This is a genomic window from Anaerotignum faecicola (genome assembly GCA_024460105.1).
GTDB lineage: Bacteria > Bacillota > Clostridia > Lachnospirales > Anaerotignaceae > JANFXS01.
In genome coordinates, this window is record JANFXS010000005.1 from 97,125 (window position 1) to 120,864 (window position 23,740).

At 43.0% G+C, this 23,740-nt stretch carries 43 protein-coding genes and 1 other annotated feature; all 43 genes read left to right on the top strand.

Annotation, left to right across the window (positions count from 1 at the left end):
- Window positions 1-140: 140 nt before the first annotated feature.
- The 43 genes from NE664_09385 (at window position 141) to NE664_09595 (ending at window position 23,512) form a co-directional block, all read left to right on the top strand.
- Entirely contained in the window at window positions 141-677 is a 537-nt protein-coding gene (locus tag NE664_09385; protein ID MCQ4726857.1) for a gamma carbonic anhydrase family protein, read from the top strand.
- Between the two features lie 25 nt (window positions 678-702).
- Window positions 703-957, top strand: coding sequence for a TIGR03905 family TSCPD domain-containing protein (locus NE664_09390; protein ID MCQ4726858.1), 255 nt, complete (start codon window positions 703-705; stop codon window positions 955-957).
- A gap of 169 nt (window positions 958-1,126) precedes the next feature.
- Entirely contained in the window at window positions 1,127-1,291 is a 165-nt protein-coding gene (gene rpmG, locus NE664_09395; protein MCQ4726859.1) for a 50S ribosomal protein L33, read from the top strand.
- A gap of 37 nt (window positions 1,292-1,328) precedes the next feature.
- Complete coding sequence (gene secE / locus NE664_09400; GenBank protein MCQ4726860.1) at window positions 1,329-1,580, top strand: preprotein translocase subunit SecE; 252 nt, start codon at window positions 1,329-1,331, stop codon at window positions 1,578-1,580.
- Between the two features lie 28 nt (window positions 1,581-1,608).
- Window positions 1,609-2,178, top strand: a complete 570-nt coding sequence (nusG, locus tag NE664_09405) for a transcription termination/antitermination protein NusG (protein ID MCQ4726861.1) — start codon at window positions 1,609-1,611, stop codon at window positions 2,176-2,178.
- A 75-nt stretch (window positions 2,179-2,253) separates the two neighbouring features.
- Window positions 2,254-2,679, top strand: coding sequence for a 50S ribosomal protein L11 (rplK, locus tag NE664_09410; GenBank protein ID MCQ4726862.1), 426 nt, complete (start codon window positions 2,254-2,256; stop codon window positions 2,677-2,679).
- 82 nt (window positions 2,680-2,761) lie between these two features.
- Window positions 2,762-3,457, top strand: a complete 696-nt coding sequence (gene rplA, locus NE664_09415; protein ID MCQ4726863.1) for a 50S ribosomal protein L1 — start codon at window positions 2,762-2,764, stop codon at window positions 3,455-3,457.
- Window positions 3,458-3,537: 80 nt separating this feature from the next.
- Window positions 3,538-3,667 (top strand) — a sequence feature (ribosomal protein L10 leader region).
- A gap of 75 nt (window positions 3,668-3,742) precedes the next feature.
- A complete protein-coding gene (gene rplJ / locus NE664_09420; protein MCQ4726864.1) occupies window positions 3,743-4,237 on the top strand; it encodes a 50S ribosomal protein L10 in 495 nt (164 codons plus the stop codon).
- 57 nt (window positions 4,238-4,294) lie between these two features.
- The gene (rplL, locus tag NE664_09425) at window positions 4,295-4,669 is read left to right on the top strand and encodes a 50S ribosomal protein L7/L12 (GenBank protein MCQ4726865.1); all 375 of its coding nucleotides are present in this window, start codon (window positions 4,295-4,297) and stop codon (window positions 4,667-4,669) included.
- Between the two features lie 92 nt (window positions 4,670-4,761).
- Window positions 4,762-5,415: a deoxyribose-phosphate aldolase gene (deoC, locus tag NE664_09430; protein MCQ4726866.1), complete on the top strand. Its 654-nt coding sequence runs from the start codon at window positions 4,762-4,764 to the stop codon at window positions 5,413-5,415.
- A gap of 13 nt (window positions 5,416-5,428) precedes the next feature.
- The gene (locus tag NE664_09435; GenBank protein ID MCQ4726867.1) at window positions 5,429-6,568 is read left to right on the top strand and encodes an aldo/keto reductase; all 1,140 of its coding nucleotides are present in this window, start codon (window positions 5,429-5,431) and stop codon (window positions 6,566-6,568) included.
- 668 nt (window positions 6,569-7,236) lie between these two features.
- The gene (gene rpsJ / locus NE664_09440) at window positions 7,237-7,551 is read left to right on the top strand and encodes a 30S ribosomal protein S10 (GenBank protein ID MCQ4726868.1); all 315 of its coding nucleotides are present in this window, start codon (window positions 7,237-7,239) and stop codon (window positions 7,549-7,551) included.
- 137 nt (window positions 7,552-7,688) lie between these two features.
- Window positions 7,689-8,318 (top strand): 50S ribosomal protein L3, encoded by a 630-nt coding sequence (rplC, locus tag NE664_09445; GenBank protein MCQ4726869.1) that lies wholly within the window; start codon window positions 7,689-7,691, stop codon window positions 8,316-8,318.
- Between the two features lie 27 nt (window positions 8,319-8,345).
- Window positions 8,346-8,966 (top strand): 50S ribosomal protein L4, encoded by a 621-nt coding sequence (rplD, locus tag NE664_09450; GenBank protein MCQ4726870.1) that lies wholly within the window; start codon window positions 8,346-8,348, stop codon window positions 8,964-8,966.
- Window positions 8,966-9,265 carry a 50S ribosomal protein L23 gene (gene rplW / locus NE664_09455; GenBank protein ID MCQ4726871.1) on the top strand — a complete coding sequence of 100 codons (300 nt, stop codon included), beginning with the start codon at window positions 8,966-8,968 and terminating at the stop codon, window positions 9,263-9,265. Before rplD ends, rplW begins: the two co-directional genes overlap by 1 nt.
- Before the next feature lie 154 nt (window positions 9,266-9,419).
- Entirely contained in the window at window positions 9,420-10,247 is an 828-nt protein-coding gene (rplB, locus tag NE664_09460) for a 50S ribosomal protein L2 (protein MCQ4726872.1), read from the top strand.
- Window positions 10,248-10,292: 45 nt separating this feature from the next.
- A complete protein-coding gene (rpsS, locus tag NE664_09465) occupies window positions 10,293-10,577 on the top strand; it encodes a 30S ribosomal protein S19 (protein MCQ4726873.1) in 285 nt (94 codons plus the stop codon).
- Window positions 10,578-10,604: 27 nt separating this feature from the next.
- Window positions 10,605-10,994, top strand: a complete 390-nt coding sequence (gene rplV / locus NE664_09470; GenBank protein ID MCQ4726874.1) for a 50S ribosomal protein L22 — start codon at window positions 10,605-10,607, stop codon at window positions 10,992-10,994.
- Between the two features lie 11 nt (window positions 10,995-11,005).
- A complete protein-coding gene (gene rpsC, locus NE664_09475) occupies window positions 11,006-11,665 on the top strand; it encodes a 30S ribosomal protein S3 (GenBank protein ID MCQ4726875.1) in 660 nt (219 codons plus the stop codon).
- Window positions 11,666-11,667: 2 nt separating this feature from the next.
- Window positions 11,668-12,114: a 50S ribosomal protein L16 gene (gene rplP, locus NE664_09480; protein ID MCQ4726876.1), complete on the top strand. Its 447-nt coding sequence runs from the start codon at window positions 11,668-11,670 to the stop codon at window positions 12,112-12,114.
- Window positions 12,104-12,313: a 50S ribosomal protein L29 gene (gene rpmC / locus NE664_09485; GenBank protein MCQ4726877.1), complete on the top strand. Its 210-nt coding sequence runs from the start codon at window positions 12,104-12,106 to the stop codon at window positions 12,311-12,313. The genes rplP and rpmC overlap by 11 nt, the downstream gene beginning before the upstream one ends.
- Window positions 12,314-12,335: 22 nt before the next feature.
- Window positions 12,336-12,593 (top strand): 30S ribosomal protein S17, encoded by a 258-nt coding sequence (rpsQ, locus tag NE664_09490; GenBank protein ID MCQ4726878.1) that lies wholly within the window; start codon window positions 12,336-12,338, stop codon window positions 12,591-12,593.
- 24 nt (window positions 12,594-12,617) lie between these two features.
- The gene (gene rplN / locus NE664_09495) at window positions 12,618-12,986 is read left to right on the top strand and encodes a 50S ribosomal protein L14 (protein ID MCQ4726879.1); all 369 of its coding nucleotides are present in this window, start codon (window positions 12,618-12,620) and stop codon (window positions 12,984-12,986) included.
- Window positions 12,987-13,001: 15 nt separating this feature from the next.
- Window positions 13,002-13,313, top strand: a complete 312-nt coding sequence (rplX, locus tag NE664_09500) for a 50S ribosomal protein L24 (protein ID MCQ4726880.1) — start codon at window positions 13,002-13,004, stop codon at window positions 13,311-13,313.
- Between the two features lie 21 nt (window positions 13,314-13,334).
- A complete protein-coding gene (gene rplE, locus NE664_09505) occupies window positions 13,335-13,874 on the top strand; it encodes a 50S ribosomal protein L5 (GenBank protein MCQ4726881.1) in 540 nt (179 codons plus the stop codon).
- Window positions 13,875-13,886: 12 nt separating this feature from the next.
- Window positions 13,887-14,072, top strand: a complete 186-nt coding sequence (locus NE664_09510) for a type Z 30S ribosomal protein S14 (GenBank protein MCQ4726882.1) — start codon at window positions 13,887-13,889, stop codon at window positions 14,070-14,072.
- Between the two features lie 20 nt (window positions 14,073-14,092).
- The gene (gene rpsH, locus NE664_09515; protein ID MCQ4726883.1) at window positions 14,093-14,494 is read left to right on the top strand and encodes a 30S ribosomal protein S8; all 402 of its coding nucleotides are present in this window, start codon (window positions 14,093-14,095) and stop codon (window positions 14,492-14,494) included.
- Window positions 14,495-14,525: 31 nt separating this feature from the next.
- Entirely contained in the window at window positions 14,526-15,068 is a 543-nt protein-coding gene (gene rplF / locus NE664_09520; protein ID MCQ4726884.1) for a 50S ribosomal protein L6, read from the top strand.
- Window positions 15,069-15,141: 73 nt separating this feature from the next.
- The gene (gene rplR / locus NE664_09525; GenBank protein MCQ4726885.1) at window positions 15,142-15,510 is read left to right on the top strand and encodes a 50S ribosomal protein L18; all 369 of its coding nucleotides are present in this window, start codon (window positions 15,142-15,144) and stop codon (window positions 15,508-15,510) included.
- Between the two features lie 17 nt (window positions 15,511-15,527).
- Entirely contained in the window at window positions 15,528-16,031 is a 504-nt protein-coding gene (gene rpsE / locus NE664_09530) for a 30S ribosomal protein S5 (GenBank protein MCQ4726886.1), read from the top strand.
- Between the two features lie 13 nt (window positions 16,032-16,044).
- Entirely contained in the window at window positions 16,045-16,224 is a 180-nt protein-coding gene (rpmD, locus tag NE664_09535) for a 50S ribosomal protein L30 (GenBank protein MCQ4726887.1), read from the top strand.
- Between the two features lie 21 nt (window positions 16,225-16,245).
- A complete protein-coding gene (gene rplO, locus NE664_09540) occupies window positions 16,246-16,686 on the top strand; it encodes a 50S ribosomal protein L15 (protein MCQ4726888.1) in 441 nt (146 codons plus the stop codon).
- Complete coding sequence (gene secY, locus NE664_09545; GenBank protein MCQ4726889.1) at window positions 16,687-17,946, top strand: preprotein translocase subunit SecY; 1,260 nt, start codon at window positions 16,687-16,689, stop codon at window positions 17,944-17,946. It abuts the gene before it with no gap.
- Between the two features lie 90 nt (window positions 17,947-18,036).
- Window positions 18,037-18,675 carry an adenylate kinase gene (locus tag NE664_09550; protein MCQ4726890.1) on the top strand — a complete coding sequence of 213 codons (639 nt, stop codon included), beginning with the start codon at window positions 18,037-18,039 and terminating at the stop codon, window positions 18,673-18,675.
- Window positions 18,675-19,421: a type I methionyl aminopeptidase gene (map, locus tag NE664_09555; GenBank protein ID MCQ4726891.1), complete on the top strand. Its 747-nt coding sequence runs from the start codon at window positions 18,675-18,677 to the stop codon at window positions 19,419-19,421. The genes NE664_09550 and map overlap by 1 nt, the downstream gene beginning before the upstream one ends.
- A 42-nt stretch (window positions 19,422-19,463) precedes the next feature.
- Window positions 19,464-19,730 carry a KOW domain-containing RNA-binding protein gene (locus NE664_09560; protein MCQ4726892.1) on the top strand — a complete coding sequence of 89 codons (267 nt, stop codon included), beginning with the start codon at window positions 19,464-19,466 and terminating at the stop codon, window positions 19,728-19,730.
- 14 nt (window positions 19,731-19,744) lie between these two features.
- Window positions 19,745-19,963: a translation initiation factor IF-1 gene (gene infA / locus NE664_09565; GenBank protein ID MCQ4726893.1), complete on the top strand. Its 219-nt coding sequence runs from the start codon at window positions 19,745-19,747 to the stop codon at window positions 19,961-19,963.
- A 27-nt stretch (window positions 19,964-19,990) separates the two neighbouring features.
- On the top strand, window positions 19,991-20,104 hold the full coding sequence (gene rpmJ, locus NE664_09570; GenBank protein MCQ4726894.1) for a 50S ribosomal protein L36: 114 nt from the start codon (window positions 19,991-19,993) through the stop codon (window positions 20,102-20,104).
- 181 nt (window positions 20,105-20,285) lie between these two features.
- Window positions 20,286-20,654 (top strand): 30S ribosomal protein S13, encoded by a 369-nt coding sequence (rpsM, locus tag NE664_09575; GenBank protein ID MCQ4726895.1) that lies wholly within the window; start codon window positions 20,286-20,288, stop codon window positions 20,652-20,654.
- A 22-nt stretch (window positions 20,655-20,676) separates the two neighbouring features.
- On the top strand, window positions 20,677-21,078 hold the full coding sequence (gene rpsK / locus NE664_09580; GenBank protein MCQ4726896.1) for a 30S ribosomal protein S11: 402 nt from the start codon (window positions 20,677-20,679) through the stop codon (window positions 21,076-21,078).
- A 19-nt stretch (window positions 21,079-21,097) separates the two neighbouring features.
- On the top strand, window positions 21,098-21,700 hold the full coding sequence (gene rpsD / locus NE664_09585) for a 30S ribosomal protein S4 (GenBank protein MCQ4726897.1): 603 nt from the start codon (window positions 21,098-21,100) through the stop codon (window positions 21,698-21,700).
- Between the two features lie 149 nt (window positions 21,701-21,849).
- Entirely contained in the window at window positions 21,850-22,809 is a 960-nt protein-coding gene (locus NE664_09590; protein ID MCQ4726898.1) for a DNA-directed RNA polymerase subunit alpha, read from the top strand.
- A gap of 160 nt (window positions 22,810-22,969) precedes the next feature.
- Entirely contained in the window at window positions 22,970-23,512 is a 543-nt protein-coding gene (locus NE664_09595) for a 50S ribosomal protein L17 (protein ID MCQ4726899.1), read from the top strand.
- Window positions 23,513-23,740 lie beyond the last annotated feature (228 nt).

Genomic DNA, 23,740 nt, shown 5'->3' on the forward strand with positions numbered 1-23,740 from the left:
AAGTGATTTTTAAAAGCCTGTGTAAACGGCCTTCATTTGATTTTATGGTTATTTAAATTTATTGTCAATAGAAATAGTTGTTGCGGATCACACGGTTTTATGGTATATATTTAATTATAACCGTAAAGGGGGGCGGTATTTTGGCGGATAGGTACAATATCTACGGCTTTAAGGGGAAATTTCCGGTTATACCGGAAAGCTGTACAATATATGAAAACGTTACCATATGCGGAGATGTGCATTTAGGCGAAAACTGCGTTATACTTCCCGGCAGTGTGCTCAGGGCGGAACACAACCCGATTTTTATCGGCGACTGCACAAATATACAGGATTTATGTTCTATACACGTTGAGCTTGGGGAAAAAGGCGCGGTTGAGATTGGAAGCGGCGTAACGGTCGGGCACGGCGCCGTTATACACGGATGCAGGATTGGAAACAGGTGCATAATAGGAATGGGGGCCGTAATACAGGACGAAGCCGTTATAGAGGACGAATGCCTTATCGGGGCGGGAAGCGTCGTTACCCCGGCAAGCGTTATACCGAAGGGTCATTTGGCCGTAGGCGTTCCGGCTAAGGTTAAGAGGCCTTTAAATGAACGGGAGCTTGCCGAGATTGACATTTCTGTTAAGGAATACCGGGAATATGCCGCCGAATACAGGAAAAACAATATAAAATAAAACGATGTGCAGGGAGGAAGTTTGAATGTCGCGTTCATTTCAGACAAAAGGTATATGCGCTAAAACAATAAATTTCAATGTTGAAAACGGAAAGGTGAAGGACGTTGAATTTGTAGGCGGATGTCCGGGGAACCATGCGGGCATTGAAAGCCTTGTTGAAGGCATGGAAGTCGACGACGTAATTAAAAGACTGCGCGGTATAACATGCGGACACAGGGAGTCTTCATGTCCGGATCAGCTTGCCGTGGCGCTTGAGGAATATAAAGCCGAAAACAAGTGACGCCCAAAGCGGAGGGTCAACGGATTTTGATACTTCAAGGGCGCGTTTATCCGGCGGTTTTTGTTTCATTTTTTGTGTTGACATATAAAAAAGACTTTGTTATAATTGTTTTCAAATGACGAAAGTCTTTTTTTTATGCAAATTTTAATGCAAAGATGTGTTCTATCAGATGGAGGTGGAAGTGATGAGAACCAAAATTACTTTAGCCTGCACAGAGTGCAAGCAAAGGAACTACAACACAACTAAGGAAAAGAAAAATCACCCTGACAGAATGGAGTTCAAAAAGTACTGCAAGTTCTGTAAAACACACACATTACACAAAGAAACAAAATAATTTGTGTTGGTGAAAACCTGAAAGGGATGTGGAAGCAATGGAACAAAACACTACGAACAGCCCAAAAAAAGATTCTAAAAACGCTAAAGCAAAGCCGGGCCTCGGCGTTGTTATAGCCGACCACAAGGCCGAGTTTAAGAAAATAATCTGGCCTAAAAGGAACGAAGTTATAAAGAAAACTGCAACCGTTATTGTAACATCAGTTATTATTGGCCTTGTTATTTTCTGCATGGATACGGTTTATACAGGCGGGCTTGACGCGGCTATGAGTATTTTAGGATTAATCTGAAGTTTGAGTGAGTAAAAAGGATGGTAATATGTCTGAAGAATTTATGAATACTGAAAACGCTGAAGCGCCGAAGGTTGACGACAGCGAGGCTAGATGGTATGTTGTTCACACATATTCGGGATACGAGAACAAAGTTAAGGCCAATATTGAAAAGATAATCGAAAACAGGGGCATGCAGGATCAGATCCATGAGGTAAGCGTGCCTGTGCAGGACGTTATCGAAATAAAAAACGGCCAGAAAAAAACGGTTCAGCGCAAAGTGTTCCCCGGATATGTCCTTCTTAAAATGGTTATGAATGATGAAACATGGTACGTTGTAAGAAACACAAGGGGCGTTACGAGTTTCGTCGGCCCGGGTAGCAAGCCCGTTCCGTTAACGGACGAGGAGGCAAGGGCCATGGGCATCGAAGAATATATCCAGCAGACATTCGACTTTGACGAAGGCGATACCATCAGGGTTTCCAGCGGGCCGTTTACCGATTCTATCGGCATAATCAAAGAGATTAACCCTTCAAAAAGGAGCGTTGTCGTTATGCTTTCTATTTTCGGAAGGGAAACGCCTGTTGAGCTCGACTATACTCAGCTTGAAAAAATGTAAATATCGTTTGCGCGCTTTTAAGTGCGCGTGGGAGGGAAAATCCCGTTAATTACCACATTTATAGGAGGTGCCGAAATGGCAAAAAAAGTTACAGGTTACATTAAATTACAAATCAACGCAGGCAAGGCTACGCCAGCTCCGCCTGTTGGCCCCGCTCTCGGTCAGCACGGGTTAAACATCATGGGCTTCTGTAAAGAGTTCAATGAAAAAACAGCACAGCAGGCAGGCCTTGTTATCCCTGTTGTTATAACGGTTTATGCAGACAGGAGCTATTCGTTCGTTACTAAAACTCCGCCGGCGGCAGTATTACTTAAAAAAGCCTGCAAGATTGAAAGCGGTTCGGGCGTGCCTAACAAAACGAAGGTTGCCAAAATCTCTAAGGACGAAGTAATGAAAATTGCAGAGCTTAAAATGCCTGACTTAAACGCTGCAACCCTTGATTCCGCTTACAGCATGATTTGCGGCACTGCAAGGAGCATGGGTATTACAGTAGAAGAATAATAACCGGCCGGGACTTTAAAGGTTCCGTCTATTGGTGGGAGGGACTATTCTCCCGATATTACCACATAAGGAGGTCACGAAAGTGAAAAGAGGAAAGAAATATTTAGAAAAAGTTAAACTTGTAGACTCTACAGTATCATATGATTCGGCGGACGCTATTGATCTTGTTCAGAAAACGTCCGTTGCGAAATTTGATGAAACTGTTGAAGCGCATATCCGTTTGGGCGTTGACAGCAGGCATGCTGATCAGCAGGTTCGCGGCGCCGTTGTACTTCCGCACGGCACAGGAAAAACAGTTCGTGTTTTAGTTTTCGCTAAAGGCGACAAGGCAGAAGAAGCCCTTGCAGCCGGAGCAGACTTTGTAGGAGCAGAGGATTTAATACCTAAAATCCAGAATGAAAACTGGTTTGGATTTGACGTTGTTGTGGCAACGCCGGATATGATGGGCGTTGTAGGCCGTCTTGGCCGCGTTCTCGGCCCTAAAGGCCTTATGCCTAACCCAAAGGCCGGAACAGTAACTATGGACGTTACTAAAGCCGTAAACGACATTAAAGCCGGTAAGATTGAATACCGTCTTGACAAGACAAACATCATCCATGTTCCAATCGGCAAAGTATCTTTTGGTTCAGATAAATTATCGGAAAACTTCCAGACTCTTATGAGTGCAATTATAAAAGCAAAACCTCAGGCGGCTAAAGGCCAGTACCTTAAAAGCGTTGTTATTGCAACGACTATGGGCCCGGGGATCAAAATCAACACAGCTAAAATTACTGAGTAATCCGTTTTAAGGCGGCGTTTTGAAACTGAAAAAATCGGTAATTGCAGTTGACAATGCGGATTTTGTGTGATACTATATCAAAGTTAATAAAAACGTTGCCAAAGACAGCAGGCGCATTTATGCGTAAAAGGAAACTTGCCTGCCGAGGATTATTTTAAAGCGAAGCTTAAACCTCTTTGTCATGCGGCAAAGAGGTTTTTATTGTATATGCGTTTATTTCCCGCGCGGTTCAATATGCCGCTTAATTATGATATAAGCGCAAGCATACTATGAGGAGGTGTAAGAATGCCAAAAATCGAACAAAAACAAGTTGTTGTTAATGAGATTAAAGATAAGCTTTCTAAAGCTGCATCCGTTGTCGTTGTAGACGCAAGGGGTTTAACAGTTGACGAGGATACAAAACTTAGAAAGAAATTAAGGGAAGCTAATGTTGATTATAAAGTTTACAAAAACACAATGGTTACATTAGCTGTTAAAGGCACAGAATTTGAAGGCCTTGCTCAGTATCTTGAAGGACCGAGCGCTTTTGCATTCAGCTATGAAGATGCTACGGCAGCAGCCGGTATATTAAATACGGCGGCTAAAGATTACAAAAACCTTGAATTCAAAGCCGGCGTAATCGAAGGCGTTGTATATGACGCGGAAGGCATGAAAGCGGTTGCAGGTATCCCTTCAAGAGACGTGCTTCTTTCAAAACTTCTTGGAAGCTTCAAATCGCCTATGTCGACATTTGCACGCGTTATCAAACAGATTGCCGAAAAAGGCGAAGCGGCAGAATAATTTGAATTTTGTGTACAGTTAAATAATAATAGGAATTTAATTCGGAGGTGCTTATCAATGGCAAAATTATCAATCGAAGAAATCATTGCAGCTGTAAAAGAACTTACAGTTATCGAACTTAACGATTTAGTAAAAGCAGCAGAGGAAGAATTCGGCGTTTCTGCAGCGGCAGGCGTTGCAGTTGTAGCGGCAGGCGGCGCAGCTGAAGCCGCTGAAGAAAAAACAGAATTTGACGTTGAATTAACAGCGGCTGGTTCTGAAAAAATCAAAGTTATCAAAGTTGTTAGGGAAATTACAGGCCTCGGCTTAAAAGAAGCTAAAGAAGCTGTAGACGGCGCTCCTAAAGTAATCAAAGAAGGCGCTTCTAAAGAAGATGCTGAAGCTATCAAAGCTAAACTTGAAGAAGTTGGCGCATCTGTAACATTAAAATAATTTATATTTTTTACCCGGCGGTTATCCGCGGGGTATTTTTTTATTTAAAAATATTGTATAATAAAAGCATTATGGAAAAAAGGGGTGGTTTGTTGGAGAAAATAAACGGTTATATTGACCATACAAATTTAAAAGCCGACGCCGTGGAAAAAGACATATTAAAGCTGTGCCGCGAAGCTTTGGAATACGGTTTTGCAAGCGTATGCATTAATCCGTGCTGGGTCAAAACAGCATATAAGGAACTTTGCGGAAGCGGTGTTAAGGTATGCTCCGTTATAGGATTCCCACTCGGCGCCAATGATACGGCCGTAAAAGTTTTTGAAGCGAAAACTGCCGTTGAAAGCGGAGCAGAAGAGATTGACATGGTTATAAACATTGGACGGCTTAAAGAGGGGAACGCCCAATATGTGGAAAATGAAATTGCGGAAGTTAAAAAGGCAATAGGCGGCGCTGTTCTTAAAGTTATAATTGAATGTTGCGTGCTGACTGACGACGAAAAACGCGCGGCTTGTTCAGCGGCCGTAAATGCCGGCGCGGATTTTGTAAAGACTTCAACCGGATTCGGCGCGGGAGGGGCTGTTTTTGAAGATATTAAAATTATGAGAGAAGCTGTCGGCGAAAGGGCAAAGATAAAAGCCGCCGGAGGAATAAGGGACTTCAAAACGGCTGAGCTTATGATTAAAGCCGGGGCGGACAGGATAGGCGCCAGCGCCGGTATTGATATTGTCAAAGGGAGTATGAATTGAAAGGGGATTTAAAATGGAGTACAGGAAACTCGGACGAACGGGAATCGAAATTTCGGCTGTAGGTTTCGGCACAATGCGCCTTCCGACGCTGGACGGCGTTTTCAGCAGCATTGACATTGAAAAGGCAAAAGCGGTTGTGCGCCATGCCATTGACAACGGCGTTAATTATGTGGATACCGCATACCCTTACCATTTAAACGGGAACTCGGAAAAGGCGGTGAAGGAAATACTTGCCGACGGCTACAGGCAGAAAGTATATGTCGGGGACAAGCTTTCCATGTGGGTATGCGATACATATGAGGAATGTGAGGAATTTTTCAATGGCCAGCTTGAAAGGACAGGCGCGGGGTACTTTGATATTTATTTCCTTCATTCTTTAGACAAAAACTTTTGGGAAAAAGCAAAAAGGCTTAATGTGCTGAAACTTTTTGATAAACTGATTGCCGAAGGAAAAATCAAGCATATCGGTTTTTCGTTTCACGACAAATATGAAGTGTTTGAGGAAATAATCGACGCGTATCCGTGGGAATTCTGCCTGCTTCAGCTAAACTACATGGACATGGATTATCAGGCGGGTGAAAAAGGTATGAAACTCGCAGCGGAAAAAGGCTTGGGCGTATTTGTAATGGAGCCGCTTAAAGGCGGTCAGCTTGCAAAAGAACCGCCGAAAAGCGTGAGGCGGATTTGGGACGAAAGCAAATTTGACATGTCGCCGGCAGCACGCGGTATTTCGTATCTTTTGGACAAACCTGAAATAACATGCGTACTGAGCGGCATGAACGAGATAAGCCAGGTAGACGACAACATAAATACGGCGAATAAATACACCGCGGGACATAAGGACGAAAAGGAACTTATGCTGTATGCGCGTGCCAGGGAAGAATTTTCAAAACTTATTAAAATACCATGCACAAGGTGCCAGTACTGCAATCCGTGTCCTGTAGGCGTCGATATACCTGCAAATATCGATTATTATAATATGGGATACATGTACGACACTGTGGAACATGCAAAAAATTTCTACAACAGGCCGTTTTTTGACAACAAACGTTCAACAAACTGTATTCAGTGCGGGGAATGCCTTGATAAATGTCCACAGCATTTGCAGATACCGGATCTGATGAAAATGATTGCCGACGAATGGGCGTTATAATGACTATTGGGTAAAAATGCAGTCAGGCCGCTATAGTTTGGCCGTTATGCCCAACGCAAATTTTCTACAGTGTGCGTAATGCAAAATCAAGATACGCATATTGCCGCTGAAAGAGGTATCCGCATGCAGCAGGCTCATGACTGAAGAAAAGGCGTGCATATAAAAATGCACGCCTTACTATTATATGATGCATAAGCGTAAAGGTTGAATTTCGGCACGGCAAAACACAGGCGGGATGACGTAAATAGTAACAAATATAAATAAAGTTTATTGTCTGCATAAACGGGAGCAAAATGGGTATATTTAATATGTATGGGAAAAATGTATAAAAATAATGAGGTTTTAGAATAAATTTTGGTAAAGAATTTAAGAAAAAAATGCGGTTTTTGTGAAAAAAATACTTGCCAAATTTGTTCGTCTGCTGTATAATAATTTCTGTTGTGACATAGAGCTGTGAAACGGAGGTTGCCTCAAACGAGGGTGTTCCGCGGAGCGATGTCCAGTTCCAGAAACCGGGCGACAAGGTCACTGTACTGAATATTGTGGAAAAAGGATTATCATAAGGATAGTTCTGTGTGTGTGCGAAAGTGCAGACACACCCGGATAAGTGTGCAGTCACCACTTGTCGTGCTGAAACAAAAGTACGAAAAGGAGGGGACTTTTTTATTATGGCAAACCAGAAAATCAGAATCAGTCTTAAAGCGTACGATCACAAATTAATCGATCAAAGCGCAGCGCAGCTTATTGAAACTGCAAAGAAAACAGGAGCTCAGATCAGTGGGCCTATCCCACTTCCAACAAAAAAGGAAGTTGTTACAATCATCAGGGCCGTACACAAATACAAGGACTCCAGGGAACAGTTTGAAATGAGGACTCATAAAAGGCTGATTGACATCTTAATGCCTACGCCAAAGACAGTTGACGCTATCACAAGGCTTGACCTGCCGGCAGGCGTTGACATCACATTAAAAATTATGCAGTAATCCGAGAGCCGTTATTAACGGCGTTTGAAACTTGGTTTAATATAAGGGAAACGTATACGGAACTTATATAAACTAGTATGATTGCCGCGATAAGTTCGCGCGGTAATCCGCTGTAGAAAATCAGGAGGTGGAACTTAATGAAAAAAGCTATTATAGCTAAGAAAGTCGGCATGACACAGGTTTTCAGCGAAACAGGCAATCTCGTTCCTGTTACGGTTCTTGAGGCCGGTCCATGCGTTGTAGTTCAGAAAAAAACAGTTGAAAACGACGGTTACTCAGCAGTTCAGCTTGGCTTTATGGACAAAAAGGAGAAACTTACGGTTAAACCTGAAAAAGGCCATTTTGACAAAGCTGGTATCGCTCCTAAAAAAGTTTTAAAGGAATTCAGGCTTGAAGATGCACAAAGCTACGAAGTAGGTTCTGAAATCAAAGCCGACGTTTTCGCGGCAGGCGATAAAATCGATGTTTCGGGAACGTCAAAAGGTAAAGGCTATCAGGGTGCTATCAAGAGGCACGGACAGCACAGGGGTCCTATGGCTCACGGCTCCAAATACCACAGAGGCCTCGGTTCTTTATCATCAGGCACAACGCCGGGTAAGGTTAAAAAAGGCAAAAAAATGCCGGGCCACATGGGAAATGTTACCGTAACTATCCAGAACCTTGAGGTTGTAAGCGTAGATGCGGAGAAGAACCTTATATTGGTTAAAGGCGCGGTTCCGGGACCTAAAAATTCGGTATTGGCTATAAAGGACAGCGTAAAGGCTTGATAAAACTTTACGAAAGGAGGATTAGACATGGCAAATGTTAAAGTATATAACACAAGCGGAGCTGAGGTTGGAACAATCGACCTTAACGACGATATATTCGGCATAGAGGCAAGCGAACACGCAATGCATATGGCAGTTGTTCAGTATCTTGCAAACCAGAGGCAGGGCACTCAGAGCGCAAAAACACGCGCTGAAGTAAGAGGCGGCGGAAGGAAACCATGGAGGCAGAAGGGAACAGGCCGCGCAAGGCAGGGTTCGACACGTTCACCGCAGTGGACAGGCGGCGGCGTTGTATTCGCTCCTAAGCCAAGGGATTATTCTTTCAAACTTAACAAAAAAGTTAAAAGGCTTGCTTTAAAATCAGCCCTTTCAACAAAGGTTCAGGAAGAAAAGATTATTGTGCTTGAAGATCTTGCTTTGGCTGAAGTTAAAACAAAAGAAATGGCAAAAATACTTGAAAATATCAAAGCAGGCAAAGCGCTTATCGTTATGGACGGGAACAACAAAAACGTTATGCTTTCAGCAAGGAATATCCCCGACGTTAAAACGGCGGGCGTAAACACAATCAATGTGTATGATTTATTGAAATACAATACTTTAGTATTAACTAAAGACGCTGTTGCGAAAATCGAGGAGGTGTACGCATAATGGCAGATTTAAAATACTATGACGTTATACTTAAACCTGTTATCACAGAGGCCAGCATGGCTATTTTAGAAGATAAGAAATATACTTTCTTAGTACACCCGAAGGCTACAAAATCACAGGTTAAAGAAGCTGTTGAAAAAATGTTCGACGGAGCGAAAGTGGCTTCCGTTAACACAATGAACTATGCGGGCAAGCCTAAAAGAAGAGGAAATATCTGGGGCAAAACCGCCGCAAGGAAAAAAGCTATCGTTAAGCTTACGGCAGACAGCAAAGAAATCGAAATTTTCCAGGGTATGTAATTGACATTCGCCTGTAAAGGTACGGAATATATTGAAATGGACGTTTAATTACGTCCATTGGGATTAACGGACGTCTGTTAATCGACGGAATTTAAATCAGGAAACGCACGGAAACGTGTAAACTATCTGACAGTTATTGAAAGGAGTGGAAATAATGGGCATTAAAAGATATAAGCCTTATACACCTTCCAGAAGGCACATGAGTGTGTCTACATTTGAGGAAATTACAAAATCAACTCCTGAAAAATCCTTAGTTGTCCATATTAAGAAAAATTCAGGAAGAAATAACCAAGGTAAATTAACAGTTCGCCACAGGGGCGGCGGCGCTAAACTTAAATACAGGATTATCGACTTCAAAAGGAACAAAGACAATATCCCTGCAAAGGTTATAGGGATTGAATACGATCCTAACAGGACGGCAAACATTGCCCTTATCTGTTATGCAGACGGAACTAAGAGCTATATTCTTGCTCCTGTAGGCCTCAGCGTGGGCGACACAGTAATGAACGGCGAACAGGCCGAAGTGCGCACAGGAAATGCGCTTCCTATGAGATTTATACCTGTAGGCGCAAATATCCACAACATCGAAATGAAACCGGGCAAAGGCGGCCAGCTTGTACGTTCCGCCGGAAATGTTGCTCAGCTTATGGCTAAGGAAGGCAAATATGCCACAGTAAAGCTTCCTTCAGGCGAAATGAGGCTTCTTCCTATCGACTGCCGCGCAACAATCGGCCAGGTTGGAAATATCGACCATGAACTTGTTAAAATCGGTAAAGCCGGAAGGAAACGCCACATGGGCATCAGGCCTACAGTCCGCGGTTCTGTTATGAACCCTAACGACCATCCTCACGGCGGCGGCGAGGGCAGGGCTCCAATCGGACGTCCGTCACCTATGACACCTTGGGGCAAACCGGCTCTCGGCTACAAGACAAGGAAGAAACACAAAGCTTCCAGCAAGTATATTATCCGCGGCAGAGATTAATTGGGCTCTTTGCTATTGAGTTTTGGAATAAAGGAGGATTAATACATGGGCAGATCACTTAAGAAAGGACCGTTTGCCGACGAACACCTTTTAAAGAAAGTTGACGCTTTAAACGCAGCAGGCGAAAAAACGGTTATTAAAACATGGTCACGCCGTTCAACAATATTCCCTGATATGATTGGACACACAATAGCGGTTCATGACGGAAGGAAACACGTTCCCGTTTATATCACAGAAGATATGGTTGGCCACAAACTCGGCGAATTTGCTTTGACAAGGACTTACAGGGGCCACGGCAAAGACGCAGAGAAAAAATCGAAGGTTAGATAATTTAGTTTGGAAGGAGGTTTGGTTGTCATGGCAAAGGGACATAGAAGCCAAATAAAAAAGAACAGAAACATCGAATCGAAAGACAAAAGACCACAGGCAACTGCTAAATACGTTGGAATTCCTGCTTCTAAAGCTAAAATCGTTTTAGACCAGATTAAGGGCAAGGATGTTACAACAGCAGCGGCTATGCTTAAATATAACCCAAGGATTGCAGCCGAAATTATCGGCAAAGTTTTAAAATCAGCAGTAGCGAATGCGGAAAACAATTTAGGTATGGATGTCAGCAAGTTATATGTTGAAGAAGTAATTGCGGGGCAGGGCCCTACAATGAAGAGGATCCGTCCGAGAGCGCAGGGCAGGGCATACAGGATCCTTAAAAGATCAAGTCATATATCCATCATCCTCAACGAGAGATAAGGAGGTAAACAATGGGACAGAAAGTTAATCCACATGGATTAAGGGTTGGCATTATCAAAGATTGGGATACAAAGTGGTACGCTGAAAAGGATTTTGCCGATTACTTAGTTGAAGACGTTAAAATCAGGAAATTTATCAAAAAGAAATTATTCGCTTCAGGCGTTTCTAAAATATTAATCGAAAGAACTTCAGATAAAATCAAAATTTCCGTTTACACAGCTAAACCGGGTATCGTTATCGGAAGAAACGGCGCCGCTATCGAAGAATTAAAGAACGAAATTCAGAAGATGACAAACCACAAGGTTGCCGTTAACATCGAAGAAATCAAAAGGCCTGAGCTTGACGCAACACTTGTTGCGGAAAATATTGCGGCTCAGCTTGAAAGCCGCGTTACATTCCGCCGCGCTATGAAACAGGCTATGGGCAGGACAATGAAATTCGGCGCTAAAGGTATTAAAACATCATGCTCGGGACGTTTAGGCGGAGCTGACATGGCAAGGACAGAAAGCTACCATGACGGCACTATCCCACTTCAGACATTGCGCGCTGATATTGATTACGGTTTTGCCGAAGCAGACACAACATACGGCAAAATCGGTGTTAAGGTTTGGATTTATAAAGGAGAGGTTCTTCCTGTAAAAGCAGCAAAAAAGGAAGGAGGCGCTAAATAATTATGTTAATGCCTAAAAGAGTTAAAAGACGTAAACAGTTCAGAGGCAGGCTTAAAGGCAAGGCCATGAGGGGCAATAAAGTAACATACGGCGATTTCGGCATCCAGGCTTTGGAGCCTAGCTGGATTACATCAAACCAGATTGAAGCAGCCCGTATCGCTATGACAAGATATATTAAACGTGGTGGTAAAGTTTGGATTAAAATATTCCCTGACAAGCCAATCACGGCAAAACCGGCTGAAACCCGTATGGGTAGCGGTAAAGGTTCACCTGAATACTGGGTGGCAGTTGTTAAACCGGGCAGAGTAATGTTTGAGCTTGGCGGCGTTTCCGAAGAAGTAGCAAGGGAAGCTTTGCGTCTTGCTATCCACAAGCTGCCTATTAAATGCAAAATCGTTTCTCGTAGCGAGCAACAGGCGGAAATGGAAGGTGATAGCGGTGAAAACTAAAGCTTATATCGATAGTTTGAAAAATAAATCAGTGGACGAATTAAATAAAGAGCTCGTTTCTGCTAAGAAAGAATTGTTTAACCTTAGGTTTCAGAACGCTACAAACCAGTTAGACAATACTGCAAGGATAGGCGAAGTACGCAAAAACATTGCGCGTATCCAGACTATTATCACACAGAACAAGAGAGCAGCTCAATAATTTATGAGAGGAGGCAATCCGAGTGGAAGAAAGAAACCTTCGTAAAACAAGGATAGGCAGGGTAGTTAGCGATAAGATGGACAAAACCATTGTTGTTGCCGTTGAAGATAAAGTTAAACATCCACTTTATGGGAAAATTGTTAACAGAACTTATAAGCTTAAAGCACATGACGAAAACAATGAATGCCGTATCGGCGACCGCGTTAAAGTTATGGAAACAAGGCCTTTATCTAAAGACAAGAGATGGAGACTTGTTACAATCGTAGAAAAAGCTAAATAATTCTGTTGCGGAAGGAGGATTCATATGGTTCAGCAGGAAACCAGGTTAAAAGTAGCAGACAATTCAGGCGCTAAAGAACTTCTCTGCATTAGAGTTTTAGGTGGTTCAACCAGAAGGTATGCAGGAGTTGGCGATATTATTGTTGCCTCTGTTAAAGAAGCAACACCAGGCGGTGTTGTTAAAAAAGGCGACGTTGTAAAAGCGGTTGTAGTAAGGACAGTTAAACCTGTGGGCAGGCCTGACGGTTCATACATCAGGTTTGACGACAATGCAGCCGTAATTATAAAAGAAGACAAAAACCCAAAAGGTACTCGTATATTCGGACCGGTAGCAAGAGAGCTCAGGGAAAAACAGTTCATGAAGATTTTATCCCTTGCTCCTGAAGTATTATAATAGGAGGTGTGTCAGGTGCCAAGTACAAGGTTAAAAAGCGGCGACAAGGTTATTGTAATTGCCGGCAAAGACAAAGGCAAAGAAGGCAAAATCCTTGTTGTTGACAGAAAGAAAAACAGGGTTCTCGTTGAAGGCGTTAACATGGTTTCAAAACACCAGAAAGTTAACCAGAAAAATCCGCAGGGCGGCATTATCAGGAAAGAAAGCTTCATCGACGCCTCGAACGTTATGTACTCTCTTAACGGCAAGGGCACAAGGCTCGGCGTTAAAATAGAAGACGGCAAAAAGTACAGGATTGCTAAAAAGACAGGCGAGAAAATCGACTAATTTCGGGAAGGAGGTAACTAAGTGAACAGGTTAAGAGAATTCTATGAAACAGAAGTAGTAGATGCAATGACTAAAAAGTTTTCATATAAAAATAAAATGGCTGTGCCTAAAATCGAAAAAGTTGTTATCAACATGGGCGTAGGCGAAGCAAGGGACAACGCAAAAGTTCTTGACGGCGCCGTTAAGGACCTCACGATTATAGCAGGCCAGAAACCAATCGTAACAAAAGCTAAAAAATCAGTTGCGGCTTTTAAACTGCGTGAAGGCATGAACATCGGCTGCAAAGTAACTCTCCGCGGCGACAGGATGTATGAATTCGTTGACAGGCTTATAAACATAGCACTCCCTCGTGTACGTGACTTCAGGGGCGTTAAGTCAACTTCTTTCGACGGCAGGGGCAACTACACAATGGGCATTAAGGAACAGCTTATTTTCCCTGAAATCGAATATGACAAGGTTGATAAAATCAGAGGTATGGACATAATCTTTGTTACTACTGCCAACACAGACGAAGAAGGCAGGGAATTATTAAGGTTATTCGGCATGCCATACGAAAAATAAGGAGGGAACAAAATGGCTAAGAAATCAATGGTAATTAAGCAGCAGAGAGCTCCGAAGTTCTCTACTAGGGCTTATACACGTTGCAGAGTTTGCGGCAGGCCACACGCCGTGCTTAAAAAGTTCGGAATTTGCCGTATTTGCTTCCGTGAATTAGCTTATAAAGGCCAAATCCCGGGAGTTAAGAAAGCTAGCTGGTAATCGGAAAGGAGGATATTAACATGTCAATGAGCGACCCAATCGCGGATATGCTTACAAGGATCAGAAACGGCAACACAGCTAAACACGATACTGTTGACGTTCCTGTTTCTAAAATGAAAAAGGCAATCGCTGATATATTAACAAACGAAGGTTACATCAAGGGCTATGAAGTTGTTGAAGACGGCGTAAAAAGCACTATGAAGTTAACTTTAAAATATGGTAAAGATAAAAACGAAAAAGTAATCACAGGCATTAAAAGAATATCTAAACCGGGCCTTAGGGTTTTTGCCGGTAAAGATGATCTGCCTAAAGTTTTAGGCGGCCTCGGCACAGCAATCATTTCAACAAGCCAGGGCTTAATGACAGACAGGGAAGCAAGGGCTAAAGGCATCGGCGGGGAAGTTGTTGCTTTTATCTGGTAATTTAGTTATTATTTCGTAGGAGGTGCAGACCATGTCAAGAATTGGTAAATTACCTGTAGTAATTCCAGTAGGCGTGGAAATCAAGCTTGAAGAAGGCAATTTACTTACAGTAAAAGGCCCTAAGGGAACTTTACAGCGTAAATTAGCAGAGGACATGAACATCGCAGTTGAAGACGGCCAGATCGTTGTTACAAGGCCGTCAGACCTTAAAAGGCATAGAGCGTTACACGGCTTAACCCGTACATTAATCTTCAACATGGTTGAAGGCGTAACAAAAGGATATGAAAAAGTCCTTGAAATCAACGGCGTTGGTTACAGGGCGGCTAAACAGGGCAAAAAATTAACTTTAACATTAGGTTATTCACACCCTGTAGAAATGGAAGACCCGGAAGGTATTGAAACTGTCCTTGAAGGGCAAAATAAGATTACCGTAAAGGGTATCGACAAAGAAAAAGTTGGACAATTTGCAGCAGAAATAAGGACAAAACGTCCTCCTGAACCATATAAGGGCAAAGGTATTAAGTATGCTGATGAATATATAAGACGTAAAGTTGGTAAGACCGGTAAGAAATAATTTAAAGCGCGTGCGTTAAAGTATTTATATCGGAAAGTGACTAATTTTTTAGAGGAATAGGAGTGAAATCCAAATGATTAGAAAGCCATCACGCGCAGCGGCCAGAATTAAACGCCACTACAGAATCCGCAACAAAATCAGCGGAACGGCGGCACAGCCAAGGCTTGCGGTATTCAGGTCAAACAAGCACATTTATGCGCAGCTTATAGATGATGTTAACGGCCATACGTTAGCAGCCGCTTCAACTATGGAGGCGGATATAGCCAGCAAACTTGAAACTACTTCAAATATAGCGGCAGCTACAGCTGTTGGTGAAGCTATTGCGAAAAAAGCCCTTGAAAAAGGTATCAGCGAGGCCGTTTTCGACAGGGGCGGATACGTTTACCACGGCAAAGTTAAAGCATTGGCTGACGCAGCAAGAGAAGCTGGTTTACAATTCTAAGCAAGGAGGAAAAGACGTTGAAAAGAATCGATCCAAGCACACTCGATCTTAAAGATAATGTTGTAACAATTAACCGTGTTACAAAGGTTGTTAAAGGCGGTCGTACTTTCAGGTTTGCGGCGCTTGTTGTCGTAGGCGACGGCAACGGCCATGTTGGCTGCGGCCTTGGCAAAGCGGCTGAAATTCCTGATGCAATCCGCAAAGGCAAAGAAGACGCTATGAAAAACCTCATCTATGTTGACAGGAACGACGTTGACAGCCTTTACCACGGCACAACAGGCCAGTTCGGAAGTGCAAGCGTACTTATCATGCCGGCAGCAGAAGGTACAGGCGTTATCGCCGGAGGCCCAGTGCGTGCGGTAATGGAACTTGCAGGCATCCGTAACATCAGGACAAAATCCTTAGGTTCAAACAACAAACGTAACGTAGTAAGCGCTACAATCGCAGGTTTGGCAAACATTACAACACCTGAAAGGGTTGCTAAATTACGCGGTAAGTCTGTTGAAGAAATCTTAGGCTAAGGAGGGAATTAAAGTGGCTGAAATTAAAATCACATTAGTGAAATCCACAATCGGTGCAATCCCGAAACATAAGAAAACTGTTCAGGCTTTAGGCTTAAGGAAAATTAACTCAAGCGTAATTCAGCAGGACAATGTAGCAATCAGGGGAATGGTTAATCAGGTTAGCCATCTCGTTAAGGTTGAAGAAATATAATTAAATTGAGGAGGTGCTACAATGAACTTAGGCGAATTAAGACCGGCTGAAGGCTCAAATCCAAAGAATTGGAGAAGGGGCAGAGGTCATGCTTCAGGAAACGGCAAGACGGCAGGCAGGGGCCACAAAGGCCAGGGCGCCCGCAGCGGATCAGGCGGCAAAGCAGGTTTTGAAGGCGGCCAGATGCCTCTTTACAGGCGTCTTCCTAAGAGGGGCTTTACTTGCAGGAACTCTAAGGAAATTATAGGAATCAATGTACACACATTAAATATATTTGAGGATGGCGCTGTTGTTGATGTTGATGCATTAAAAGCAGCAGGACTTATCTCCAACCCTAAGGACGGCGTTAAAATCCTTGGCGTTGGCGAAATTGAGAAAAAACTCACTGTTAAAGTGAACTACTTCAGCAAATCAGCAGCTGAAAAAATAGAGGCAGCCGGCGGAAAAGCAGAGGTGATCTAATTGTTAAAGTTGTTCATCAACTCATGGAAAGTTAAGGACATAAGGAATAAAATCCTTTATACACTGCTTATTCTTGCTATTGTAAGGCTTGGGGCACATATCGCACTTCCAGGAATTGATGTTGTGGCTATAAAGGCCAGCCAGAATGCCTATTCCACAGGAACACTTTACAATATAATCGCGGGCGGATATAATTCAAGATGGTCTATAATGGCAATGGGTATCGGCCCATATATTACATCTTCGATTATAATGCAGCTTCTTACTGTAGCCATACCTAAAATCGAGCAGCTCAGCAAGGAAGGAGAAGAAGGGAGAAAGAAAATATCCTCATATTCTCGCTATCTTACGGTTGTGCTTGCGCTTATACAAGGTATCGGCATGACTTACAGCTATTCGGGAATGTTTATATCGGACAGCAAGTTCTTATATGTTGCTTCTGTAATTTCACTTGTTGCGGGCACAATGTTTGTTATGTGGCTTGCGGAACAGATTACCGCAAAGGGTATTTCAAACGGTTCGTCGATGATTATTTTCATTAACATCGTTTCAAACCTGCCAAACGGTATCAGGACGCTTGTATACTATGCGCAGACAGGCGATGCAACTGGAATTATTAAGGTGGCGGCTATACTTTTAATTTTGCTTGTTGTACTTGTATTTATAGTTGTTATAAACGAAGGCGAAAGAAGGATTCCGGTCCAGTATTCGTCTAAGCTTGCCGGAAGAAGAAATGTTGGCGGACAAAGTTCATATATGCCTATCAAAGTAAACACGGCGGGCGTTATTTCAATAATTTTCGCAATTTCGCTCCTCCAGTTCCCTGAAATGATTAGCCAGTTTATACCGGCTAAAGGGGCGTTTGCCAAGATTATTGAAATTTTAAGAATGACGCATCCGATAGGGGCGGCGCTTTATGTACTGCTTATTATTTTCTTTGCATATTTTTATACGTCAATCGTTATTAATCCTAACGAAATCGCGGAAAATATGAAAAAGAACGGCGGATTTATACCCGGTATCAGGCCGGGACAGCCTACAAGCGCGTTTATATCAAGGGTTGTAAACAGGATTACCCTTGTGGGCGCATTGGTATTTGCATGCGTTGCGCTGGTTCCTATTTTACTTCAGTGGATATTCGGCCTCAGCGTCGGTTTCGGTGGCACTACTCTTATAATCGTTGTAGGAGTTTGTCTTGACATTGTTAAGTCGCTTGAAAGCCAGCTCCTTATGAGGCATTATAAAGGTTTCTTAAACTAAAACTAAACTGCCCGGGGGAAACAGCAACAGGAAACACCCTTCCCCCAAGTTGTTTAGGGCGTATATATTTGTTGAAAAGAGGGAATGCAGATGAAATTGGTACTTATCGGCGCTCCGGCAGCGGGTAAAGGTACACAGGCAAGGAAGCTTATTGCAAAATACAGCTTGGCATATATCTCAACGGGCGACATGCTCCGTGAGGAAGTTGCAAAAGGCACTGAACTTGGCAAGCAGGTTAAAAGCGTAATGGCAAGCGGCGGACTTGTATCGGACGAAATGATAATCGCTATTGTTAAAGAACGCATCAAGGCTGACGACTGTAAAAACGGATTTATTTTGGACGGCTTCCCACGCACTGTCGTACAGGCGCAAAAGCTTGACGAGCTTATAGGGGGCATTGACAAGGCTATCTATATCAATGCGCCGGACGAGGTTATGCTTGAAAGAATAACAGCGCGCGAAACATGCCCTAAATGCGGAGCTTCATACAATAAAATTTCTATGCCTTCCAAGGTTAAAGGGATATGCGACGTATGCGGCGATGAACTTGTACAAAGGAAGGACGACACCCTTGAAGCGGGCAAAGCCCGTCTTGCAACTTTCCACAGCCAAAGCGAGCCGCTTGTCGGATACTATGAAAAACAAGGCAGGCTTTTTGAAGTCGACGGACTTAAAGGCGCTGACAGCGTGTTCAGCGATATTGTTGCCGAATTAGGGGAGAAAGCCTAATGGGAATATTTATAAAATCTGAAGAACAGATTGAAAAAATGCGCGTTGCCGGGAAAATACTCAAGGACCTTATCGAAGTTTTGAAAAATGAAGTCAGGCCGGGAGTTACAACGCTTGAACTTGATAAAATTGCCGAAAGCTTCATAAGAGAAAGAGGAGCGGCGCCTAGCTTTAAAGGTTACGGCGGGTTTCCGGCTTCAATATGCGCCTCTGTAAACGATGAAGTTATCCACGGTATACCAAGTTTAAGAAAGCTTAGAAACGGCGATATTATAAGTATCGACATGGGTTCATATATCGGCGGTTTCCACGGCGATTGTGCTAGGACGTTTGCCGTGGGCGAAATAAGCGAGGAAAACCGTAAGCTGATTGACGTTACCGAACAGAGTTTTTTTGAAGGGATTAAATTTGCCAAAGCGGGCAATCATCTGTATGAAATCTCTTCGGCTGTACAGAGGTATGTTGAGTCAAACGGGTTTACTGTAGTAAGGGATTATGTAGGCCATGGCATCGGCAAGGATATGCATGAAGATCCGGCTGTTCCGAACTATAAGCAGATTGGACGCGGGCCGAAGCTCCAAAAGGGTATGGCCCTTGCGATAGAACCTATGGTAAATGCCGGAACTTACAATATAAAAGTATTGGACGACGGCTGGACGGTTATAACTGCCGACGGACGCAATGCCGCCCATTATGAAAACACTATTATTATTACCGACGGGGAACCGGAAATACTTACTTTATGATAAAGGATGGTATATAAAAATCACAGTTTGAGGTGAGCGTAGATGGAATACACCCAAGGTCAAGTGGTTTATTCAAAAAGTGGGCGTGACAAAACCCTGCCTTTTGTGGTATTATCAGTAGACGGGGAATACCTTATATTGGCGGACGGTGATAAACGTACCATTGAACATCCTAAGCGTAAAAAAATTAAGCATGTTCAGAAAACCAATTATATTTGTTTGAGTATTCAGGAAAAGCTCGTTAACAAAAGCTATATGCTTAATGCGGATATAAGAAAAGCGCTGAAGGAATTCAGCCAGAGAAGTTAAGGAGGTTCTAACGCGTGTCTAAAGACGATGTTATAGAGGTAGAGGGAACCGTTTTGGAGAAACTTCCTAATGCCATGTTCCAGGTTGAGCTTGAAAACGGGCATAAGATATTGGCTCATATCTCCGGCAAACTGAGGATGAATTTTATCAGGATATTGCCCGGGGATAAGGTACTCATTGAAATGTCCCCCTATGATTTAACAAAGGGAAGAATTATCTGGAGGGCAAAATAAGCAGATTCAGGAAAGGAGAAATTCACAATGAAGGTTAGACCATCTGTAAAACCAATGTGTGAAAAATGCAGAATCATTAAAAGAAAAGGCCGTGTTATGGTTATCTGTGAAAACCCGAAACACAAACAGAAACAGGGCTGATTTTTATAAAACTACTATGGCTTAATATAGGTGCATGAAACCTTGAAGGCAAGAAGGAAACCGTCATTTCGGCGGGCCGCGGCTTTGCGGAAGCGGCTGACATTTTATTTTGTATTCCGTAGGGGCAGGGGCCGGACAGACAGATAAACTTATATATTATTAATGGAGGTGCAAAGTACACATGGCACGTATCGCTGGTGTAGATTTACCAAGGGAAAAACGCGTTGAAATTGGCCTTACTTACGTTTACGGCATTGGTCATGCAAGCGCTATCAGAATATTAAAAGAAGCAGGCGTTAATCCTGATACAAGGGTTAGGGATTTAACTGACGACGAAGTTTCAAAAATCCGTGACGTGATTGACAAATCACAGAAGGTTGAAGGCGATTTAAGAAGGGAAATAGCTTTAAATATTAAACGTCTTGTTGAAATCGGCTGCTACAGGGGCATCCGTCACAGAAAAGGCCTTCCTGTAAGAGGACAGAAAACAAAAACAAACGCTAGGACAAGAAAAGGCCCTAGGAAAACAGTTGCAAATAAGAAGAAATAAGTAAGAGGAGGGTACTTGCAAAATGGCAAAGAAAGCTGTTAAAAAAGCAACTACACGCAGACGTCGTGACAAAAAACATGTTGAACGCGGTCAGGCTCATATTCAGTCTACCTTTAATAATACAATCGTAACAATTACAGATACAGCAGGAAACGCACTTTCATGGGCAAGCGCCGGACAGTTAGGGTTCAGGGGTTCAAGAAAGTCAACTCCGTATGCGGCTCAGATGGCGGCAGACACAGCGGCTCAGGCTTGCTCGGATTACGGCCTTAAAAGCGTTGAAGTTTTCGTTAAAGGCCCGGGCAGCGGACGTGAAGCTGCTATCCGCGCCCTTCAGGCAGCGGGCCTCAGCGTTACAATGATTAAAGACGTTACTCCTGTTCCACACAACGGATGCAGGCCGCCAAAACGCAGAAGAGTCTAATTAGGAGGTGCTCAGTTAAATGGCAAGAGATATGGTACCAGTTCTTAAAAGATGCAGGTCGCTTGACCTTGATCCGATATATTTAGGAATTGCAAAGAAATCTAAAAAACAACCGCAGAACACAAGAAGGAAAATAAGCGAATACGGCCTTCAGATGAGGGAAAAACAGAAAGCTAAATTTATCTACGGCGTTCTTGAAAAGCAGTTCAGGGGCTACTATGCAAAAGCTGAAAAAATGGCTAAAAAAGAAGGTATCCCGGGCGAAAACTTACTTATGTTATTAGAGCTTAGGCTTGATAACGTTATGTTCAGGCTTGGATACGGCCGTACAAGGAAGGAAGCAAGGCAGATTGTACGCCACAAACATGTGCTTGTTAACGGAAAGCCTGTTGATATCCCTTCATACCAGCTTAAAGTAGGCGATACTGTTGAAATTAAAGAACAGTACAAAAATGCACAGAGATATAAAGACGTGCTTGAAGTAACAGATACAAGGATTGTTCCGGAATGGCTTTCGGCAAATCATGACGCTTTAAGCGGCAGCATTGTTGCAAGGCCTCAGAGGGCTCAGATTGACGTTCCTGTTGAAGAAACATTAATTGTCGAGCTCTACTCAAAATAATAAAGATATGAGAATTAAGTTCCCGCGCTTTAGAATAAGCGTGGGTACTTACTTCTTTATTTCAGCGGTGGAAATTTTTCCCTGCTTTGTAAAGTTTAACTATGCCGGTGAAGCGGCAAAAACTAAAATCCATAGGGGAGGTTTGAATAGTGTTCGAGTTTGAGAAACCTCGTATCGAAATTGCTGAAATGGCACAAGACGGAACATATGGACGTTTTGTTGTTGAACCCCTTGAAAGAGGATATGGAACAACACTTGGCAATTCGCTTAGGCGGATACTTCTTTCTTCATTGCCGGGCGTTGCTGTTAGCAATGTCAAAATTGACGGAGTGCTCCATGAATTTAGCACTGTTGCGGGCGTTAAGGAAGACGTAACGGAAATTATACTTAACCTTAAAGGCCTTGCTATAAAGAACACAAGCGACAGCTATGAGCCGAAGGTTGCCTATATCGACGTTGACGGCGAGGGCGAAGTTAAAGGATCGGATATCAAGGCCGACAGCGATATTGAGATAATGAACCCAGACCACCATATCGCAACTTTAAGCGGAGGCCCTAACAGCAAGCTTTATATGGAGATTACCATTACAAGAGGGCGGGGCTATGTCGGCAGCGACAAAAATAAAAAAGACGATCAGCCGATCGGCATGCTCCCTGTAGACTCAATTTATACGCCTGTAAGGCGGGTTAATTTCCTTGTTGAAAACACAAGGGTCGGCCAGATTACAGACTATGACAAGCTTACGCTGGAAGTTTGGACAAACGGCACTATAACGCCGGACGACGCCGTCAGCTACGGCGCGAAAATTTTAAACGAGCACCTTAACCTTTTTGTAGACCTTTCGGAAAACGCTAAGAATGCCGAGATAATGGTTGAAAAAGAGGAAGGCAAGAAAGAAAAAGTTCTTGAAATGAGTATTGAAGAGCTTGATCTTTCCGTGCGTTCGTATAACTGCCTTAAACGTGCGGGAATCAACACTGTTGAAGACCTTGCAAGCAAGACGGAAGAAGAAATGATGAAAGTGCGGAACCTGGGACGCAAATCCTTGGAAGAAGTGCTTAACAAAATGGCGGAGCTTGGGCTTGCATTAAGGCCTGGCGACGAATAATTATTAAAAGCAGGCGTTAATTTATCATTAAATATTTGGATTAACAGCGGCTGTGTTTGTAACTATTGTTAATAAAGCGGGCAAGGTTGCACTGGGACGTAAGACCGAAGGAGCTGTCGCAGTGGGGTAAACCTTGCGTCAAACAGGAGGATTTTAAATTATGACTGCATCAGGATACAGGAAACTCGGAAAAACATCTTCACAGAGGAAAGCCCTTTTAAGGAACCAGGTTACAAATCTTTTATACCATGGCAAAATTACAACAACAGACACAAGGGCAAAAGAGGTTAGGAGAATCGCTGAGAAGATGATTACTCTTGCCGTTAAAGAAAAAGATAACTTTACAGAAGTCGAAGTTATGGCTAAAGTGCCTAAAAAAGACGAAAACGGCAAACGCGTTAAAGAAGTTGTTAACGGCAAAAAAGTAACGGTTTATGATGAAGTTAAGAAAACAATCAAGAAAGACAACCCTTCAAGGTTAAATGCAAGAAGGAAAATGCTTGCTTATCTTTATCCTGTAACAGAAATGCCGAAAGACGGAAGGAAAGCAAGGAAGCTCGCTAAGGAAGTAGATATGTGCGCTAAACTTTTTGACGAAATCGCGCCGAAATATGCTGACCGCAAAGGCGGGTACACAAGGATGATTAAGCTTGGCATGCGTAAAGGCGACGCTGCCGAAATGGTTATTTTAGAGCTTGTATAATATGCTGCTTTAAACGTCTTAAGGCGTAAATCAATGGGGATTAAGTTGGCTTAATCCCCATTTTTGAGATTGAGGCAAATTAAAATTCGCCTTATGGGACAACATAATATTTCTTACTTTATTTGTGGTTTTTATTAAGAACAGGGTACGGCTGGTTTTAATAAAAACTATAAATTCTTTGCATTTTTGCTTTTTTATGGCCCGCTTTGGAAATTAAGTTTATATTAT

Excerpts from the sequence above, each read along its gene's own strand:
- NE664_09390 (MCQ4726858.1), top strand. The coding sequence starts at position 703 with ATGTCGCGTTCATTTCAGACAAAAGGTATATGCGCTAAAACAATAAAT.
- rpmG (MCQ4726859.1), top strand. The coding sequence starts at position 1,127 with ATGGAGGTGGAAGTGATGAGAACCAAAATTACTTTAGCCTGCACAGAG.
- secE (MCQ4726860.1), top strand. The coding sequence starts at position 1,329 with ATGGAACAAAACACTACGAACAGCCCAAAAAAAGATTCTAAAAACGCT.
- nusG (MCQ4726861.1), top strand. The coding sequence starts at position 1,609 with ATGTCTGAAGAATTTATGAATACTGAAAACGCTGAAGCGCCGAAGGTT.
- rplK (MCQ4726862.1), top strand. The coding sequence starts at position 2,254 with ATGGCAAAAAAAGTTACAGGTTACATTAAATTACAAATCAACGCAGGC.
- rplJ (MCQ4726864.1), top strand. The coding sequence starts at position 3,743 with ATGCCAAAAATCGAACAAAAACAAGTTGTTGTTAATGAGATTAAAGAT.
- rplL (MCQ4726865.1), top strand. The coding sequence starts at position 4,295 with ATGGCAAAATTATCAATCGAAGAAATCATTGCAGCTGTAAAAGAACTT.
- NE664_09435 (MCQ4726867.1), top strand. The coding sequence starts at position 5,429 with ATGGAGTACAGGAAACTCGGACGAACGGGAATCGAAATTTCGGCTGTA.
- rpsJ (MCQ4726868.1), top strand. The coding sequence starts at position 7,237 with ATGGCAAACCAGAAAATCAGAATCAGTCTTAAAGCGTACGATCACAAA.
- rplC (MCQ4726869.1), top strand. The coding sequence starts at position 7,689 with ATGAAAAAAGCTATTATAGCTAAGAAAGTCGGCATGACACAGGTTTTC.
- rplD (MCQ4726870.1), top strand. The coding sequence starts at position 8,346 with ATGGCAAATGTTAAAGTATATAACACAAGCGGAGCTGAGGTTGGAACA.
- rplW (MCQ4726871.1), top strand. The coding sequence starts at position 8,966 with ATGGCAGATTTAAAATACTATGACGTTATACTTAAACCTGTTATCACA.
- rplB (MCQ4726872.1), top strand. The coding sequence starts at position 9,420 with ATGGGCATTAAAAGATATAAGCCTTATACACCTTCCAGAAGGCACATG.
- rpsS (MCQ4726873.1), top strand. The coding sequence starts at position 10,293 with ATGGGCAGATCACTTAAGAAAGGACCGTTTGCCGACGAACACCTTTTA.
- rplV (MCQ4726874.1), top strand. The coding sequence starts at position 10,605 with ATGGCAAAGGGACATAGAAGCCAAATAAAAAAGAACAGAAACATCGAA.
- rpsC (MCQ4726875.1), top strand. The coding sequence starts at position 11,006 with ATGGGACAGAAAGTTAATCCACATGGATTAAGGGTTGGCATTATCAAA.
- rplP (MCQ4726876.1), top strand. The coding sequence starts at position 11,668 with ATGTTAATGCCTAAAAGAGTTAAAAGACGTAAACAGTTCAGAGGCAGG.
- rplN (MCQ4726879.1), top strand. The coding sequence starts at position 12,618 with ATGGTTCAGCAGGAAACCAGGTTAAAAGTAGCAGACAATTCAGGCGCT.
- NE664_09510 (MCQ4726882.1), top strand. The coding sequence starts at position 13,887 with ATGGCTAAGAAATCAATGGTAATTAAGCAGCAGAGAGCTCCGAAGTTC.
- rpsH (MCQ4726883.1), top strand. The coding sequence starts at position 14,093 with ATGTCAATGAGCGACCCAATCGCGGATATGCTTACAAGGATCAGAAAC.
- rplF (MCQ4726884.1), top strand. The coding sequence starts at position 14,526 with ATGTCAAGAATTGGTAAATTACCTGTAGTAATTCCAGTAGGCGTGGAA.
- rplR (MCQ4726885.1), top strand. The coding sequence starts at position 15,142 with ATGATTAGAAAGCCATCACGCGCAGCGGCCAGAATTAAACGCCACTAC.
- rplO (MCQ4726888.1), top strand. The coding sequence starts at position 16,246 with ATGAACTTAGGCGAATTAAGACCGGCTGAAGGCTCAAATCCAAAGAAT.
- NE664_09550 (MCQ4726890.1), top strand. The coding sequence starts at position 18,037 with ATGAAATTGGTACTTATCGGCGCTCCGGCAGCGGGTAAAGGTACACAG.
- map (MCQ4726891.1), top strand. The coding sequence starts at position 18,675 with ATGGGAATATTTATAAAATCTGAAGAACAGATTGAAAAAATGCGCGTT.
- NE664_09560 (MCQ4726892.1), top strand. The coding sequence starts at position 19,464 with ATGGAATACACCCAAGGTCAAGTGGTTTATTCAAAAAGTGGGCGTGAC.
- rpmJ (MCQ4726894.1), top strand. The coding sequence starts at position 19,991 with ATGAAGGTTAGACCATCTGTAAAACCAATGTGTGAAAAATGCAGAATC.
- rpsM (MCQ4726895.1), top strand. The coding sequence starts at position 20,286 with ATGGCACGTATCGCTGGTGTAGATTTACCAAGGGAAAAACGCGTTGAA.
- rpsK (MCQ4726896.1), top strand. The coding sequence starts at position 20,677 with ATGGCAAAGAAAGCTGTTAAAAAAGCAACTACACGCAGACGTCGTGAC.
- rpsD (MCQ4726897.1), top strand. The coding sequence starts at position 21,098 with ATGGCAAGAGATATGGTACCAGTTCTTAAAAGATGCAGGTCGCTTGAC.
- NE664_09595 (MCQ4726899.1), top strand. The coding sequence starts at position 22,970 with ATGACTGCATCAGGATACAGGAAACTCGGAAAAACATCTTCACAGAGG.